This window comes from Alteromonas sp. AWM4_230, assembly GCF_056158305.1.
In genome coordinates, this window is record NZ_JBSWTB010000001.1 from 404,777 (window position 1) to 420,425 (window position 15,649).

Sequence of the window (15,649 nt, forward strand, 5' to 3'; positions counted from 1 at the left end):
TAGCTTTTACTCCTCTTTCACGCTTCCATGTTCCACGTGAAACATTTTCTTTTCGTTGTATTTTTGTATAAATGCGAGTTGCGAGGACTCAATTGCAGTAACGAAAACCTGCGTATCCATTTCGAGCAACCCATCAATAAATTGTTCTCTTTTATCTGCGTCTAACTCAGCACCTACATCGTCAAGTAGAAATATACTTTTCCGTTGCGTTGCCGAATTAAAAAGCTTTGTCTGTGACATTTGTAATGCAGCCACAGCCATTCTAAGCTGTCCTCTCGATAAAAGCTCTTGGGCATTAACACCATTCACTTTAAGCCTTAAATCTGCTTTGTGAGGCCCAGAAGAGGTATGTCCTATTTTACCATCATACTCGCGTTTTTTAACTAAGCTTTCTGATAAAGCGACATCTTTTTCCCACCCTTTATAGTAACTTAATTCCACGTCAAAGTTTGGAAGAAATTCTTCTGCATACTGTTTAAAAATAGGTGTAAGTCTATCGACATAGCTTTGTCGAGTAGAGGTTAACGTCTCTCCCAGTTCGGAAAACTGTATTTCCCAATATTGGTTTTGTGGTGCGGACAAGTTAGCTTGCTGCTTTAATAGAGCATTTCTGTGTTTTAAAAATTTACCATACTGATTAGCTAGAGATTGAAATTGATGTTCCACGTGAAACAACCCCCAATCACAAAAACGTCGACGTTCAGATGGCGAGCCTATTATGAGGTCTGTACTTTGGGGCGTGAAAAGTTGAATAGGAACTAAGCTGACTAAGTCAGACAATTTATTTGAGTGTTCGCCATCAATACTACAGGTAAATGTTTCGTTCTTACTTCTTTGAAAACCGAGCTTCAGTTTTTCTTCTGTTTCAGTTTTACAGGAAGCAAAAACGCTAAAGCTGTCTTGCCCATTCTGAATAACTGAATTGTGTTTATTCGTTCTAAAAGAACGACCAAAACCTAGATAATAAAGCGCTTCAATTAGTGATGACTTTCCACTGCCATTTGCACCTTTAATTATTGTTAAGGATGGTGAAGGAGAAAGCGTTACGGAAGTAAGATTACGAAACTGAGTAATCTGGACACGGTCCAGTTTCATGAGGCCACACTAAAGATAAAAAAGAAGCGATAAATAACTAAACTTATCGCTTCTTGGATTGAATATGTAGATAGCAAAATACAGCCGTTACAAGAAAAAAGGGCAAATACTCTTATAGAGTAAACTATAGTCGCATTGGCATAATTACGTATAACGCGGCATCATCAGCATCATCTTCAATGAGTGCACTCGCATTGGAATCAGACAGACTTACTTTTACGCCATCAGACCCTAACGCGTTTAATACATCTATAAGATAGGCAACATTGAAACCTATTTCTAAATCATCGCCCTGATATTGAACATCAACGATTTCTTCCGCTTCTTCTTGCTCTGGGTTATTTGCGGTTATTTTAAGTTCACCCGAAGAAAGGTTTAATCGTACACCTCTGAACTTTTCATTGGATAATATTGCAGCTCGCGAAAATGCATCTTTTAGCACCGCCTTGCTTGCGATAATTTCCTTGTCACCGTTTTGAGGCAAAACACGGCGATAGTCTGGGAACCTACCGTCTACTAATTTTGAAGTAAAAATAAAATCGTTTGAGAATATACGTAAGTGATTGGCACCAATTTGTACTTTAAGCGATTTATCATCTTCGCTAATAAGACGAGAAATTTCTAACACGCCTTTTCGAGGAATAATCACTTGGCGAGACGGTAATGCAGTTTCATAGTTCAAACGGCATAGTGCTAATCGGTGACCGTCAGTTGCAACAGTTCGAATGATATTCTCTTCAGTTTCTAAAGACATACCGTTTAAATAATAGCGCACATCTTGTTGCGCCATAGAAAAACTGGTTGCGTCGATAAGACGTTTCAAGTCACTGCACGTTAACTCGAACTCGACCTCACCTTCCCAATCTTCAAGATTAGGATAGTCGTTAGCAGATAACGTAGAAAGTGTGTAGCGACCTCGACCCGCACGAATAAGCGCTTTGCTTCCGTCTAAGGAAAAATGAATATCTGTTCCTTCAGAAATACCGCGGATAATATCAAACAGCTTTTTAGCTGGAACAGTAATTTCACCTTCGGTGAATTCGCCCTCTAGCTTTACACTAGAAATTAGCTCAACCTCTAAGTCTGTACCGGTAAGCCAAAGTGCGTCCTCACTAACTTTAATAAGAACGTTAGAAAGAATTGGCAACGTATGTCGACGCTCAACAGCACCTGACACTAATTGTAGGGGTTGTAAAAATTGTTCGCGGCTTATAGAAAATTTCATCGCAGTGCTATCTCGCCTCTAAAGTCGTGTTGTTAGGAAGACAAAGTCCTAATGAGGTTCTTATAGTCCTCTTTTATATCATGACTTTCTTCTCTTAGCTGCTCTATTTTTCTGCACGCATGCAAAACGGTAGTATGGTCTCGCCCACCAAACGCATTACCTAATTCAGGCAAGCTGTGATTAGTTAGCTCTTTAGCCAGCGCCATCGCTACTTGGCGAGGACGTGCTACGCTACGACTACGGCGTTTAGACAAAATATCAGCTACTTTTATCTTATAATAATCAGCGACAGTTTTCTGAATATTATCAACGGTCACCAACTTTTCTTGAAGCGCTAATAAATCGCGTAGGGCTTCACGTACGAAATCAATGGTAATTGGGCGGCCCGTAAAGTTCGCATTTGCAATAACTCGGTTCAATGCGCCCTCCAGCTCACGTACATTCGAGCGTAAACGCTTAGCGATAAAGAATGCAACTTCATTAGGTAAATGTATGCGGTTTTCAGCCGCTTTACGCATCAAAATTGCAACCCGGGTTTCAAGCTCAGGTGGCTCAATAGCAATTGTTAAACCCCAGCCGAATCGCGACTTCAATCTATCCTCTACCCCATCAATCTCTTTTGGATATCTATCTGAGGTTAAGATAATTTGCTGATTACCTTCTAAAAGCGCGTTAAATGTATGGAAAAACTCTTCCTGCGACCGCTCTTTGTTTGCAAAAAATTGAATATCATCGATAAGTAGCGCATCGACGCTTCGATAGAAACGTTTAAAATCTTCTATAGCGTTGTTTTGAAGCGCCTTAACCATATCTTGTACAAAGCGCTCGGAATGCATATAAACAATTTTGGCATCGCCATTGTTTGCAACAATACCATTGCCTACCGCATGCAATAAGTGAGTTTTACCTAAACCTGTTCCACCATAGATAAACAATGGGTTATAAGAACCGCCAGGATTATTCGCAACTTGAGTCGCCGCCGCACGTGCTAGTTGGTTAGATTTACCCTCGACGAAATTATCAAACTGATAAGTCGGATTAATATTACTTTTATGTTTCATCGCTTCAGGGATCGGGATCACCTTTGGCGGCGTTGACGATCGTGGCGCATGATTTCCGTAATGATTCTGACCATTAGGATCTACATTTCTTGCAGCAGTATTATTCTGATCAGCTTGCTGTGAATAAGCACCAAGATCCTTATCTTGATCTTTATAATTAAAGTGATCGCTACCGCTAGCCACATTACCGTTTTGAGGTATGGTGGGCTGACGCTGATACGATGAATGCTGAACCTGGCTCTCGTCGTTGCGGTTAGTAAATTGTGGCGCGCTGTAATTTGAATTATGTCCGTGATTCGAAGAATTTACAGTAGTAGAACTATTGGTGTAGCTATCACCGTTTGAACTATGCACTGAACCAGCAGCATTACCCGTAGCCGGCTGAGAACGGTTTACGCTATTGCGACTCATTACCTCTAAACGCAACTGAGGTGCATCGGCTCCAGCAAATTCCCTTAGCAGAGCAGTAATATTATTCAGGTACTTGTCTCTTACCCAATCAAGCACAAAACGATTAGGAGCGTATAGTGCTACAACACCGCCCTGCTCTTCACAAACAAGCGGTCGTATCCACATACTAAATTGCTGCGTAGGTAGTTCTTGACGCAGTCTTTCAAGACATTGGTTCCACAAGGACATGGTACGTTGTTAGCTCCCGTAACTCGCTAAAAACCACCCTCTTTTGAAAGCCAAGCATAGAATAGCAGGCACTGAAGCGCGCCATTAGAAGAAAATAGCGTTGGAGGTGTAGAGTAGCAGCGAGAAATTTAAGTTTTCGTTTTAATCGCTGTGGATTATCTTACGTTATCAACACAATGTAAATGGTGATCCCGATCGATCTTTTCGATCAAAATATTAAACTATTGAATTTAAAGACATTAACCTTTAGATCAAATGTAACTATAAGAAGAAAAAATCATTCTAAATTTCACTAAGAAAACCGTTAGATCACCTTGCAATTTACATCTAACATCATGTTTTTCACAATCCGCTGTGGATAACCTGAGTCAAATTTATGCGTTATTCACAACTAAATTGTGTAAAAAACAATGTTATCGTTCAAAAAACAGCATAAATTGTTCACTTATTCGTCCGAAAAGCAAGAATATCCATTGACAGCAGGCCCCGAGATCTCTAGAATTCAGCGTCCTTTTTCGATGGGCTTTTCTGGTGAAAACACCACATTGTTCTGGCAACAGTATAATGTGTTACCAAAAACGCCTATGTTTAACTAAATATAAGTGAGACTTTGGTCATGAAAAGAACATTTCAACCGAGCAATCTAAAGCGCAAGCGTTCTCACGGTTTTCGTGCTCGTATGGCGACTAAAAATGGTCGTAAAGTACTAGCAGCTCGCCGTGCAAAAGGCCGCGCTCGTCTTTCTGCTTAATTTGAAAGACGCCAAAAGTGGGTGAGAATAATTTTTCAAGGGAGTTACGTCTGTTAACTCCCACCCACTTTACCTATGTGTTTGATGACGCAACCCCTGCTGTATCCCCCTCTTTTACTGTTCTAGCTAGAAAAAATACACTCTCTAATCCTCGTTTGGGTATTACGCTCGCTAAAAAACGTATTCGTAAAGCGCACGATAGAAATCGATTAAAACGATTAGTCAGAGAAAGTTTTCGGCATAAGCAGCACAACTTACCCAATGTTGATATTATCGTTATTGGCAAGTCAGGCGCTGACAACCTTAGCAACCAAGAAGTTTTCGCTACATTGGACAAGCTATGGAAAAAATTAAACAAGCGTTGCGGCAACTCTTAATTGCTGTGCCTTTGGCCTTGATAAAATTTTATCAATGGTTCATTTCCCCTATATTAGGGCAACGATGTCGTTTTCATCCTTCTTGTTCTTGGTATGCTATAGATGCATTAAAAACACACGGATTAGTAAAAGGCGGTTGGTTATCTATTAAACGCATATTAAAATGCCACCCTTTGCATGCCGGCGGATATGATCCAGTGCCGGAAAAACAACAAGATAAACACTCAAAATAAAGAGACCTCTATGGAATCGCAACGTAGTTTTCTGATAATTGGCCTAGCGCTAGTTAGCTTTTTGCTTTGGCAATCATGGCAAAAAGATTATGGGCCGCAGCCAGTTGTGCCTGTTGAGCAACAACAAACGCAAGAAACATCACAAGGTGTACCTTCATTTGATGACAATGGTAGTGAAGATGTACCTAGCAGTGATAGCGTACCCGCTGCACAGCCTATTGCTGCGGCGCAAAACACAAACCGTATTATTGAAGTAAAAACCGATACGCTAGATTTACGCATCGATTTGTTAGGCGGTGATGTAGTATCAGCAGACTTACTTAAGTTTCCAGTTGAACAAGGTTCAGACATACCTTACAGCCTGCTTCGTTCTGGCAATGGTCTATATGTTGCCCAAAGCGGTCTTATTGGCGCACAAGGTCCAGATGCAAGCAGTAGTGGCCGCCCTGTTTACAACGCGCAAAGTGAATTCTATGAAATGACGGGCGACACCCTTGTTATTCCTCTTACTTGGAAAAACAATCAGGGCTTGGCTATCACCAAAACCTTCACTTTCACTAAAGGTCATTACGACGTAAACGTAAGCTACAGCGTTGAAAATGGTACCGGCAGCGCAGCAACGGTTCAGCCGTATGCGCAGCTTAAGCAAGTGATGGAGTTTGAAGACGACAGTAACATGTTTATGCCAACGTACCGTGGTGCTGCATATTCAACAGAAGATGACCGCTACCAGAAGTACTCGTTTGACGAGATTGAAGATGACAACCTACGCGAAACAACGAAAGCGGGTTGGGTTGGCATGCTTGAACATTACTTTGTGTCAGCATGGGTACCTTCACAAGAGCAAACGAACACGCTTTATTCTCGTAACCTGAAAAATCAGTACGCGGTAATTGGTGTATTGTCGCCGTCTGAAAGCGTAGCGCCTGGTGAAACCAAAACCATTGCGTCTACCCTTTATATGGGCCCTAAAGATCAAGAAAGCCTAGCGAAGATTGCGCGCGGCCTAGACCTAACAGTGGATTACGGTATTCTTTTCTGGATTTCACAGCCGCTATTCGCCCTTCTTACATTCCTGCATAGCTTAGTTAATAACTGGGGTGTGGCAATTATCCTTATCACTATTGTAGTGAAAGGCGCAATGTACTGGCTAACCAAGAAGCAATATGAATCAATGGCGCGCATGCGCAACCTAGCGCCTAAGATGCAACAGCTTAAAGACCGATTTGGCGATGACAGACAGAAAATGTCACAAGCCATGATGGAGCTATACCGCAAAGAAAAAGTAAACCCGATGGGCGGCTGTTTACCCCTTCTTCTGCAAATGCCTATCTTCCTAGCCCTTTATTGGGTACTGATGGAAAGTGTTGAACTACGCCATGCAGACTTTGTGCTCTGGATTACTGACCTTTCTACAAAAGACCCATACTTTGTACTGCCTATTCTAACAGGCGCGAGTATGTACCTATTGCAAAAACTTCAGCCAACCACCATTACTGATCCAATGCAGCAAAAAATCATGCAGTGGATGCCGGTAGCAATGAGTGTGTTCTTCCTGTGGTTCCCTGCAGGTCTGGTACTATACTGGCTAGTCAGTAACGTGATTACCTTGGTTCAAGCCAAAATGATTTATGCTTCCATGGAGAAGCGGGGCATCAGCAGTAAATAACACGCTGATCAATTAATTATACAGCCCGCCTATGCGGGCTGTTTTGTCTTAAAAGATAGAGGATTAACCTGTGCCATCATTTGATATTGTTTCAGAAATCAACATGGAAGAAGTTCGTAACGCCACCGAGAACGCCAGCCGCGAACTATCAACGCGTTTTGACTTTCGCGGCATCGATGCCAGCTTTGAATACAAAGATAAAACCGTGGTTATGAAAGCCGAGGCTGAATTCCAACTTCAGCAAATGGAAAGTATGTTTAGAACGGCGATGTCTAAGCGCAATGTAGATACCTCATCAATGGATGTGAAGCCTTATGACGCTCACGGTAAAACCTATCGCCAAACCATTGCGTTTAAGGAAGGTATTGAGCAGCCCACGGCAAAGAAAATTGTTAAGCTGGTTAAAGATGCCAAAATCAAAGTGCAAACCGCTATTCAAGGTGAAGAGCTTCGCGTAACTGGGAAGAAGCGCGATGATTTACAGCAAGTAATTTCGCTGGTTAAAGAGTCGAACTTAGGCCAACCTTTCCAATTTAAGAACTTCCGCGACTAATTATGGAATCACTCACCCTTTCTACCGACACTATTACTGCACAAGCGACAGCGCCCGGCCGTGGCGGCGTAGGTATTGTGCGTGTTTCAGGTCCTAAGGCTAAAGCCATCGCAGAGGCGTTAGTACCAAGCGCACTAACACCACGTCTTGCGACCTACACGCCGTTTGTTGATGCTAACAACAGCGTAATAGACCAGGGCATAGCACTGTTTTTTAAAGGGCCAAACTCTTTTACCGGAGAGGATGTGCTTGAGTTACAGGGCCATGGAGGCCAAGTAGTGATGGACATGCTGATTGATGCCGTGCTTGCAACTGGCCATGCCCGGCTTGCCAACCCCGGTGAATTCAGTGAACAAGCCTTTTTAAATGATAAATTAGACCTTGCGCAAGCGGAGGCGATTGCCGACTTGATTGATGCAAGCTCTAAACAGGCAGCCAAAAGTGCGCTGCGTTCACTGCAGGGTGAGTTTTCCACACAAATTCAAACGCTATCCGACCAAATCGTACACCTTCGTATGTACGTAGAGGCGGCTATCGATTTCCCTGAAGAAGAAATTGACTTTTTATCTGATGGAAAAGTATCGGGTGACTTAAGCGCAATCATGCAAAACTTAACCAAAGTACGCGAGCAGGCTAAACAAGGAACCTTGTTGCGCGAAGGTATGCAGGTGGTTATAGCGGGGCGCCCTAACGCCGGTAAATCGAGCTTATTAAACGCTCTAGCAGGACGTGATAGCGCTATTGTTACTGATATCGCCGGTACTACACGCGATGTATTAAAAGAGCACATTCACATTGATGGTATGCCGGTGCATATTATCGATACTGCAGGTCTTCGTGAAAGCCCAGATAAAGTAGAGCAAATAGGCATTGAACGTGCGTGGCAAGCTATTAACGAAGCTGACCATGTATTGTTTGTTGTAGATTCTACCGCAACGTCAGTTATCGACCCTTACGAGATTTGGCCAGAATTTATGGCGCGCTTGCCACAAGGCATTCCCGTTACCGTAGTTCGCAATAAAGCGGACTTAAGTACCTTAGATATCGGACAAAGTAAGGTTGCTACCGAACAAGGCGATATCTCGGTTATTAACTTATCAGCCAAAGAAGGTAGCGGTGTCGATACGCTAAAAGCACATCTGGCAAAAACAATGGGCTTTGATACGACCACCGAAGGTCAGTTTATTGCGCGAAGACGACACATAGATGCACTTGATCAAGCCTACAGCTATGTAAGCACTGGTGAACAGCAGCTACATGACGCCATGGCCGGTGAATTATTGGCTGAAGAGTTACGTTTGGCGCATCAAGCGCTATGTGAGATAACGGGTGAGTTCACATCCGACGATCTCCTTGGCAAGATTTTTTCATCATTCTGTATCGGCAAGTAGCGTAATAAACAAAGTGATAAGTAAGAAGGTGAATAACCTAACGGATAAGACTTACTTACGTTAAGACGATAATCGAAAATAGAGAAGCAACCCAATAATGAGCAAGCATTTTGAAATCATCGTTGGCACCATGTTAGGCGCCGCAGAATACGTGGCAGATGCCATTGCGGAAAAGCTTGATGCGAGCGGGCACACCCACACTATTCACGCTGAACCTAATCTGGACGAGATAAAAACAGAGTCAACGTGGATCGTGTGCACGTCTACCCATGGAGCAGGCGAACTACCTGACAATATCCAACCGTTTGCAAAACAGCTAGAAAATGCTGATTTAAGCTTAGTGAACGCCTACGTTATTGGATTGGGCGACACAAGCTACGACACCTTTTGTTTCGGTGCGAAAGAAATGGAGAAGCAGATAAAAAACGCAGGTGGCACATTAATCACTGATGCCCTTTACATTGATGTGCTTGAACATCCTATTCCTGAAGATGCCGCCGTAGAATGGTTTGAAGAAAAGCTGGCCAATGCTTAACAACACCATCAATGTGGACATTGCACTATGAACAGCAATCTTACCCAAGCTGAACTAGCGGCGTTGCAATCTCCTCTTTCTAACGATTGCCGGGTGCTTTATTTACTGGGGCTTCGAATAGGTGCAAATTCAGCAACGACATCGTCTGCGCCTATTGATTACAAGCAGCTATTAAATTTACTAAACGGCGACGACAAAGAAGAACCCTATCAGCGTGGCCGACAGATCAATAGCTTGGTGAAGCAGCTTGAACAAGTGGGGTTGGTCGCCCTGCCCATCGAACTTGATCTTGAACACACGATTAATGGAAAAACCCTGCTTCTTCCACTTCTAAGCGAGCCCCAGTCAGACTTTGATCAACTGCATGCTCGGCATAGTGCAATGACAGCTAATTGGACACCTAATAAAGCGCTGTTTGAAGAGATGGCCTCGCTACTCGGTATCATTGATAAGACATTTGATGACAATGAGGTGGGTGAATTCATCGCCTACTGGTTGGGAAGACCAAGTTCTGTATTTAGCGAATTTCAATGGACGCAAAAATTTGCCAACAATATCAAGCGAAAGCGCTTGGCTTCAGGCTATGCTCCAACAAAAGTGGTAGGAACGCAGCAAGTGAAAGTTGCAGCCGGCATAGAAGCAGATGATAATGCAAAGAAGCTGGTGGAAAAGTATGCCGCAACAAAGAAGAGTTAATTCATTATGGATCGTATAACTGACAAAATTGCTAATCTTGCTAAAGCGCTTAAAAAAGATGTCGATCCCAATGGTGAGTACATCGACTACAAAACGCTGCGCAAGCAGTATGAAGCGAAAGCTAACGAGGAAGTATCACAACTACAGCAGCGCAGTAAGAAAGCGCGTGTAGAAGCTATCCATGGCCGTTCTGACTTAAATCCAAAGTGGACGTTTGCCAACTTAGTGGAAGACAGTGACGATGTCATAGAAGCTGTTTCTATCGCACAGTCGTTTATTGCTGCTCATGATGATCCAGCGTGGCGCCAAAGTGGCTCTCATATGATGATTTTCTACGGCGATTATGGTCGCGGTAAGTCTCATATTGCAGGCGCTATTGCCCATCAACTTATCGAGCAATATGAGATCTCTGTGCTATACCGTCAGCTTTCAACTCTGCTCGAAATGCGCAACTTTTCTTTTGATTTCTCTGCTACCGATAATGCTAGTCAGCGTTTCAGAGAAATTAACCAAGAGCTTTTAGACGTAGATTTGCTTATTTTAGATGAGGTCTGTGTTAACGAGTCTGCACTTAAGAAAAACGCACAGAGCTGGTTTGGGAACTTGCTACGACAGCGCTTAGTGAATAAGAAAAACTGTATCTTAATCACTAATCACAACTTAGCCGAACTTGAAAATGCCCTTGGCCGTTATTGTTTCGAATCGATTAAAGAGTACGACACGTACAAAGTGCGATTCCAAGGCCCAAGCCGCCGTGAAGGCCTAACTATCGAACAAGAAGATATGCAAGGCTCTGTTGCACAGCCACGCTATCAACCTAACCAGGTGCGCTAACAGCACCTGGTTTACGCCCTTTTAATCCATTGCCCATTCTTCGTTTTATCTTTTAGAAACGCTTATTCTCTTCACAGTCTGTGTTAATTGAGAGTGGATCAATCAATCTGTTGATCTCTGGTTTAACCACATAATACTGTTCCAATACGTAGATACACACATCGATCCCGTTAATTCATACGATTGAATCACCTTACTGCTTCACTTTATGGTTTAAAATGTGACTGTATTTCGGACAGTGCTGATATTTTTATTGTGAGAAATAGCTAATTTTGAAGAAAATAATTTCGTTGTTAATAAAGTTACGCACTTTTTTAAAAAGACACATTAATGTGATCGGACGATCTAATCACAGCTTTTGAAAAAGATCTCCTCCACAGTGTGATCACGCTATAACGCACGTAATAACACGATCTTTTGATCGCAATACATAAATAGCAAACATTTTATCCCCAGTTGGATCACATCTTGATCACCCCTGTGGATAGGATCCTACAAACCACTGTGCATAAGCTTTGATCGAAAAAAGAATAACTTTTCAAAGGATTCGGGGTGTGGATAAAAAGGCCATTTATACACAAGTTTGAGATAGGGTTATGGATCGGGGTTTCCCAATGTTATTGATCGCGTAACTTGATGATCTTAATGTGCTTTGATCGGTTACCCACAGATCTTCATGATCCTAATAAAAGTAAAAATAAACAGATCTAAAAGAGATCTTAAGATCTTATAATTCGATCACACCTTTTCAAAAACTGGTTTTGAGGAAAATTTAATCATTTTCTTTATCCAATAAGTCAGATAAAATACGCGCCCTTTTTTCAGCAGTCTCTGCGTGAAAAAAATTAGTTTTTAATCGGCTTATCGTAAGTTAATAGTGAGGTTTAACCATGTTTTATGCTGAAGCATTTGATGTCATCGTTGTAGGTGGTGGACATGCAGGTACAGAGGCGGCACTTGCAGCTGCTCGCATGGGAGCAAATACGCTTTTGCTAACTCACAATATCGAAACGATCGGTCAGATGTCCTGTAACCCAGCAATCGGCGGGATCGGAAAAGGGCATCTTGTAAAAGAGATCGATGCGTTAGGCGGTGCTATGGCTCTGGCTATCGACAAAGGTGGAATTCAATTTAGAACACTGAACTCTTCAAAAGGCCCAGCGGTACGTGCTACTCGTGCACAAGCTGACAGAACGCTTTATAAAAACGCCATTCGTGACATTGTAGAAAATCAAGAAAACCTAACTTTGTTTCAACAAAGCGTTGACGATCTCATTGTTGAAAACGATCAGGTATGCGGCGTTGTTACGCAAATGGGCCTGAAATTTAAAGCTAAGTCAGTCGTGCTGACAGTAGGCACCTTCCTTGGCGGTACCATTCACATTGGTCTTGAGAACTATCGCGGCGGTCGTGCGGGCGATCCTCCGTCTATTGCTCTAGCAGAAAGACTTCGTGCGCTTCCATTTCGCGTTGAGCGTTTAAAAACAGGGACGCCAGCAAGACTTGATGCACGCTCATTAGATTTTTCTGTGATGCAACCTCAGCCTGGTGACAATCCAACGCCGGTATTCTCGTTTATGGGTGATAGAAGTATGCACCCTACGCAGATCCCTTGTTACATCACGCATACCAATGAAAAAACTCACGATATCATCCGCGGTGGATTAGATCGCTCACCCATGTTTACAGGGGTTATCGAGGGTATTGGTCCGCGTTACTGCCCAAGCATTGAGGATAAGATCACACGTTTTGCCGACAAGACTTCGCATCAAATTTTTGTCGAGCCAGAGGGCTTAAACAGCATTGAAGTTTATCCAAACGGTATTTCAACCAGTTTGCCGTTTGACGTGCAAATGAATCTTGTTCGCTCGATCAAAGGTTTTGAGAACGCGCACATTGTTCGCCCGGGTTATGCGATTGAATATGATTTCTTTGACCCACGTGATCTGAAACAAACATTGGAAACTAAGTTCATCCGAGGTTTGTTCTTTGCAGGGCAAATTAACGGTACCACTGGCTATGAAGAAGCGGGTGCGCAAGGCTTAGTAGCGGGCGCGAACGCAGCGCTACAAGTTCAAGAAAAAGACCCGTTGATTTTACGCCGAGACCAAGCATACATGGGCGTACTTATCGACGACTTAGCCACCATGGGTACGAAAGAGCCGTACCGCATGTTCACTAGCCGTGCTGAGTACAGACTTCTGCTTCGTGAAGACAATGCCGATAGCCGCTTAACCGCGATGGGCCGAGAGATTGGTCTTGTTGATGATGCGCGCTGGGCGAAATTTAACGATAAGATGGAGGCGGTAGAAAGTGAACTACAGCGCCTTCGCGGACAGTGGATCCACCCTGATCATGCAGCTACACCTGAACTCAATACCATGCTGAAAAATCCGGTGAGTCGAGAACATTCTCTTGAAGAACTGATACGCCGACCAGAAATGACGTACAGTCAGTTAATGGAAATTGAGAGTGTTGGCCCAGGTCTTGAAGATCCGATTGCTGCAGAGCAAGTAGAAATTCAAATTAAGTACGCTGGCTACATTGCCCGTCAAATGGATGAAATTGCGAAAACGCAGCGACACGAAAATACATTGTTGCCGGTTGATATGGATTTCAGCAAGATTTCTGGCCTGTCGAATGAGGTGGTTGCCAAATTAACCGAAGCCAGACCGGAAACTATTGGTAAAGCGTCGCGCATTTCGGGCATAACCCCGGCGGCCATTTCTTTACTGCTGGTTTATCTTAAAAAACACGGCATGTTACGCAAGCAAGAGAAAATTAGTGCGTAAAACACGCGCTTAATTCATCAGGCTACTCGCAGCGCTTAGTTTTTCCTGTTTATTCGCGTATTATGCTAGTCATAATTGCCTTAGCTATGCGAAAGCTAGAAAAACTAGGTGCTTACCATACAGTTCTATTGTTCCTCTTCACTAGCGTCGTGCGGCTTTTACTTAACGTACATTTGATTCGTACGTGAATAAGTCGCAATGATTAGCGGCGATGGAAGTGCAACAAATGCATAAAACAGATTGCGGTTCGCCGCTAATGTTTATGTCAAAGACTAAGTTAAGCTTAAGACTTCAACGCGAACAGACAGATTTTTCAATGACGATACAGCAAGAATTGCATACCATTTTGGTTTCTGGACTTGATGCCCTTTCACTAGATTTAAGTGATAAGCAACAGCAGCAGTTAATTGACTATGTGCTGCTCATGGATAAATGGAATAAGGCGTATAACCTCACTTCCGTTCGGGATCCAAAGCAAATGATGGTAAAACATATTCTGGACTCGTTAGCGATTGTCCCCTTTCTTGAGGGTGACAATATCATTGATGTTGGTACAGGCCCTGGCCTTCCAGGTATGCCGTTAGCCATCGCGTTTCCAGATAAATCTTTTACGCTACTTGATTCATTAGGCAAACGCGTACGGTTTATGACCCAATGTGTGCATACGCTTGGTTTAACTAATGTGACTCCTGTACAAAGCCGCGTAGAAGAGCACAATGGCGATAGACCTTACGATATTGTGCTAAGTCGAGCTTTCGCTTCGCTAAAAGATATGTTGCACTGGTGTCAGCATCTGGTAGATTCTGAAGGACAATTTTTGGCGCTTAAAGGTCAGTTTCCAAAAGATGAAATAGAAGAAGTGAGTGATCACTTCCATGTGAGTAAGACGGAAAACCTCACTGTGCCAAATTTAGTAGGCGAACGACATCTGGTTTGGCTAAAAAAGAAATAGCCGAAAAATAGAAAAAGACGAAAACAGGATCTAACGTGGCTAAGGTAATCGCGATCGCGAATCAAAAAGGTGGTGTTGGGAAGACAACCACCGCAGTTAACGTGGCAGCGTCAATGGCAGCAACCAAACGCAAGGTATTGCTAATTGATCTCGATCCACAAGGCAATGCCACCATGGGTAGCGGCGTTGATAAATACGACGTTGAATCTACGGCATTCGAGTTGTTAGTTGAAGAGAAGCCCATTAACGATGTCATCGTTAAAGCGACAAGCGGCAAATACGACCTCATCGCTGCAAACGGTGACGTGACCGCAGCAGAAATTAAGCTGATGGAAATGTTTGCTCGTGAAGTAAGGCTTCGCAATGCGCTAAAGCCAGTTATGGACTACTACGATTTTGTCTTTATCGACTGCCCGCCTTCACTTAACCAATTAACCGTGAACGCCCTAGCTGCAGCTGATTCGGTAATGGTGCCCATGCAGTGCGAATACTATGCACTTGAAGGTCTTACGGCCCTTATGGATACCATTCAAAAATTAGCGTCAGTGGTGAATCCTGAATTGAAGATTGAAGGCGTATTGCGTACTATGTACGACCCGCGCAACCGCCTTGCTAACGACGTTTCAGAACAATTGAAGCGCCACTTTGGTGAACAAGTTTATCGTACGGTTATTCCGCGCAATGTTCGCCTAGCTGAAGCGCCGAGCTTCGGTACGCCAGCGATGTACTATGATAAGTCATCGACAGGTGCTAAAGCCTACCTAGCATTGGCTGGTGAAATACTGCGCCGTAGGGACAAAACATCGCCTAAACAGGCAAAAGCTAGTTAAACACAATAAGCTGAAT

The 15,649-nt window shown here is 43.2% G+C and carries 15 protein-coding genes; 12 read left to right on the plus strand and 3 right to left on the minus strand.

Annotated elements, in window-relative coordinates:
- Nucleotides 1-6 precede the first annotated feature (6 nt).
- The 3 genes from recF to dnaA all read right to left on the minus strand — a co-directional run bounded on the left by recF (nucleotide 7) and on the right by dnaA (nucleotide 4,020).
- Nucleotides 7-1,095: a DNA replication/repair protein RecF gene (gene recF, locus ACXACS_RS01715; RefSeq protein ID WP_474803312.1), complete on the minus strand. Its 1,089-nt coding sequence runs from the start codon at nucleotides 1,093-1,095 to the stop codon at nucleotides 7-9.
- Between the two features lie 124 nt (nucleotides 1,096-1,219).
- On the minus strand, nucleotides 1,220-2,320 hold the full coding sequence (dnaN, locus tag ACXACS_RS01720; RefSeq protein ID WP_179981861.1) for a DNA polymerase III subunit beta: 1,101 nt from the start codon (nucleotides 2,318-2,320) through the stop codon (nucleotides 1,220-1,222).
- Nucleotides 2,321-2,352: 32 nt separating this feature from the next.
- Nucleotides 2,353-4,020: a chromosomal replication initiator protein DnaA gene (gene dnaA, locus ACXACS_RS01725; RefSeq protein ID WP_474803315.1), complete on the minus strand. Its 1,668-nt coding sequence runs from the start codon at nucleotides 4,018-4,020 to the stop codon at nucleotides 2,353-2,355.
- Nucleotides 4,021-4,636: 616 nt separating this feature from the next.
- Here dnaA and rpmH point away from each other — a divergent pair.
- The 12 genes from rpmH to ACXACS_RS01785 all read left to right on the plus strand — a co-directional run bounded on the left by rpmH (nucleotide 4,637) and on the right by ACXACS_RS01785 (nucleotide 15,633).
- The gene (gene rpmH, locus ACXACS_RS01730; protein ID WP_014290886.1) at nucleotides 4,637-4,771 is read left to right on the plus strand and encodes a 50S ribosomal protein L34; all 135 of its coding nucleotides are present in this window, start codon (nucleotides 4,637-4,639) and stop codon (nucleotides 4,769-4,771) included.
- A gap of 17 nt (nucleotides 4,772-4,788) precedes the next feature.
- Nucleotides 4,789-5,148: a ribonuclease P protein component gene (gene rnpA, locus ACXACS_RS01735; RefSeq protein WP_334059820.1), complete on the plus strand. Its 360-nt coding sequence runs from the start codon at nucleotides 4,789-4,791 to the stop codon at nucleotides 5,146-5,148.
- Nucleotides 5,133-5,381: a membrane protein insertion efficiency factor YidD gene (gene yidD / locus ACXACS_RS01740; protein ID WP_205422076.1), complete on the plus strand. Its 249-nt coding sequence runs from the start codon at nucleotides 5,133-5,135 to the stop codon at nucleotides 5,379-5,381. The genes rnpA and yidD overlap by 16 nt, the downstream gene beginning before the upstream one ends.
- 10 nt (nucleotides 5,382-5,391) lie before the next feature.
- Nucleotides 5,392-7,050: a membrane protein insertase YidC gene (gene yidC, locus ACXACS_RS01745; RefSeq protein ID WP_474803322.1), complete on the plus strand. Its 1,659-nt coding sequence runs from the start codon at nucleotides 5,392-5,394 to the stop codon at nucleotides 7,048-7,050.
- A gap of 70 nt (nucleotides 7,051-7,120) precedes the next feature.
- Entirely contained in the window at nucleotides 7,121-7,603 is a 483-nt protein-coding gene (locus ACXACS_RS01750) for a YajQ family cyclic di-GMP-binding protein (protein WP_334014123.1), read from the plus strand.
- A 2-nt stretch (nucleotides 7,604-7,605) separates the two neighbouring features.
- Nucleotides 7,606-8,994, plus strand: coding sequence for a tRNA uridine-5-carboxymethylaminomethyl(34) synthesis GTPase MnmE (gene mnmE / locus ACXACS_RS01755; protein WP_474803325.1), 1,389 nt, complete (start codon nucleotides 7,606-7,608; stop codon nucleotides 8,992-8,994).
- Between the two features lie 97 nt (nucleotides 8,995-9,091).
- Nucleotides 9,092-9,529 (plus strand): FMN-binding protein MioC, encoded by a 438-nt coding sequence (gene mioC / locus ACXACS_RS01760; RefSeq protein ID WP_474803328.1) that lies wholly within the window; start codon nucleotides 9,092-9,094, stop codon nucleotides 9,527-9,529.
- Between the two features lie 27 nt (nucleotides 9,530-9,556).
- Nucleotides 9,557-10,225, plus strand: a complete 669-nt coding sequence (locus tag ACXACS_RS01765; RefSeq protein ID WP_474803331.1) for a DnaT-like ssDNA-binding domain-containing protein — start codon at nucleotides 9,557-9,559, stop codon at nucleotides 10,223-10,225.
- 6 nt (nucleotides 10,226-10,231) lie between these two features.
- Nucleotides 10,232-11,059 (plus strand): ATP-binding protein, encoded by an 828-nt coding sequence (locus ACXACS_RS01770; protein ID WP_071960318.1) that lies wholly within the window; start codon nucleotides 10,232-10,234, stop codon nucleotides 11,057-11,059.
- Nucleotides 11,060-11,949: 890 nt separating this feature from the next.
- Nucleotides 11,950-13,851 carry a tRNA uridine-5-carboxymethylaminomethyl(34) synthesis enzyme MnmG gene (gene mnmG / locus ACXACS_RS01775; RefSeq protein WP_474803335.1) on the plus strand — a complete coding sequence of 634 codons (1,902 nt, stop codon included), beginning with the start codon at nucleotides 11,950-11,952 and terminating at the stop codon, nucleotides 13,849-13,851.
- A gap of 316 nt (nucleotides 13,852-14,167) precedes the next feature.
- Entirely contained in the window at nucleotides 14,168-14,803 is a 636-nt protein-coding gene (gene rsmG, locus ACXACS_RS01780) for a 16S rRNA (guanine(527)-N(7))-methyltransferase RsmG (RefSeq protein WP_474803338.1), read from the plus strand.
- A gap of 35 nt (nucleotides 14,804-14,838) precedes the next feature.
- A complete protein-coding gene (locus ACXACS_RS01785) occupies nucleotides 14,839-15,633 on the plus strand; it encodes a ParA family protein (RefSeq protein WP_474803341.1) in 795 nt (264 codons plus the stop codon).
- Nucleotides 15,634-15,649 lie beyond the last annotated feature (16 nt).

Excerpts from the sequence above, each read along its gene's own strand:
- recF (WP_474803312.1), bottom strand. The coding sequence starts at position 1,095 with ATGAAACTGGACCGTGTCCAGATTACTCAGTTTCGTAATCTTACTTCC.
- dnaN (WP_179981861.1), bottom strand. The coding sequence starts at position 2,320 with ATGAAATTTTCTATAAGCCGCGAACAATTTTTACAACCCCTACAATTA.
- dnaA (WP_474803315.1), bottom strand. The coding sequence starts at position 4,020 with ATGTCCTTGTGGAACCAATGTCTTGAAAGACTGCGTCAAGAACTACCT.
- rpmH (WP_014290886.1), top strand. The coding sequence starts at position 4,637 with ATGAAAAGAACATTTCAACCGAGCAATCTAAAGCGCAAGCGTTCTCAC.
- yidC (WP_474803322.1), top strand. The coding sequence starts at position 5,392 with ATGGAATCGCAACGTAGTTTTCTGATAATTGGCCTAGCGCTAGTTAGC.
- mnmE (WP_474803325.1), top strand. The coding sequence starts at position 7,606 with ATGGAATCACTCACCCTTTCTACCGACACTATTACTGCACAAGCGACA.
- mioC (WP_474803328.1), top strand. The coding sequence starts at position 9,092 with ATGAGCAAGCATTTTGAAATCATCGTTGGCACCATGTTAGGCGCCGCA.
- ACXACS_RS01765 (WP_474803331.1), top strand. The coding sequence starts at position 9,557 with ATGAACAGCAATCTTACCCAAGCTGAACTAGCGGCGTTGCAATCTCCT.
- ACXACS_RS01770 (WP_071960318.1), top strand. The coding sequence starts at position 10,232 with ATGGATCGTATAACTGACAAAATTGCTAATCTTGCTAAAGCGCTTAAA.
- mnmG (WP_474803335.1), top strand. The coding sequence starts at position 11,950 with ATGTTTTATGCTGAAGCATTTGATGTCATCGTTGTAGGTGGTGGACAT.
- rsmG (WP_474803338.1), top strand. The coding sequence starts at position 14,168 with ATGACGATACAGCAAGAATTGCATACCATTTTGGTTTCTGGACTTGAT.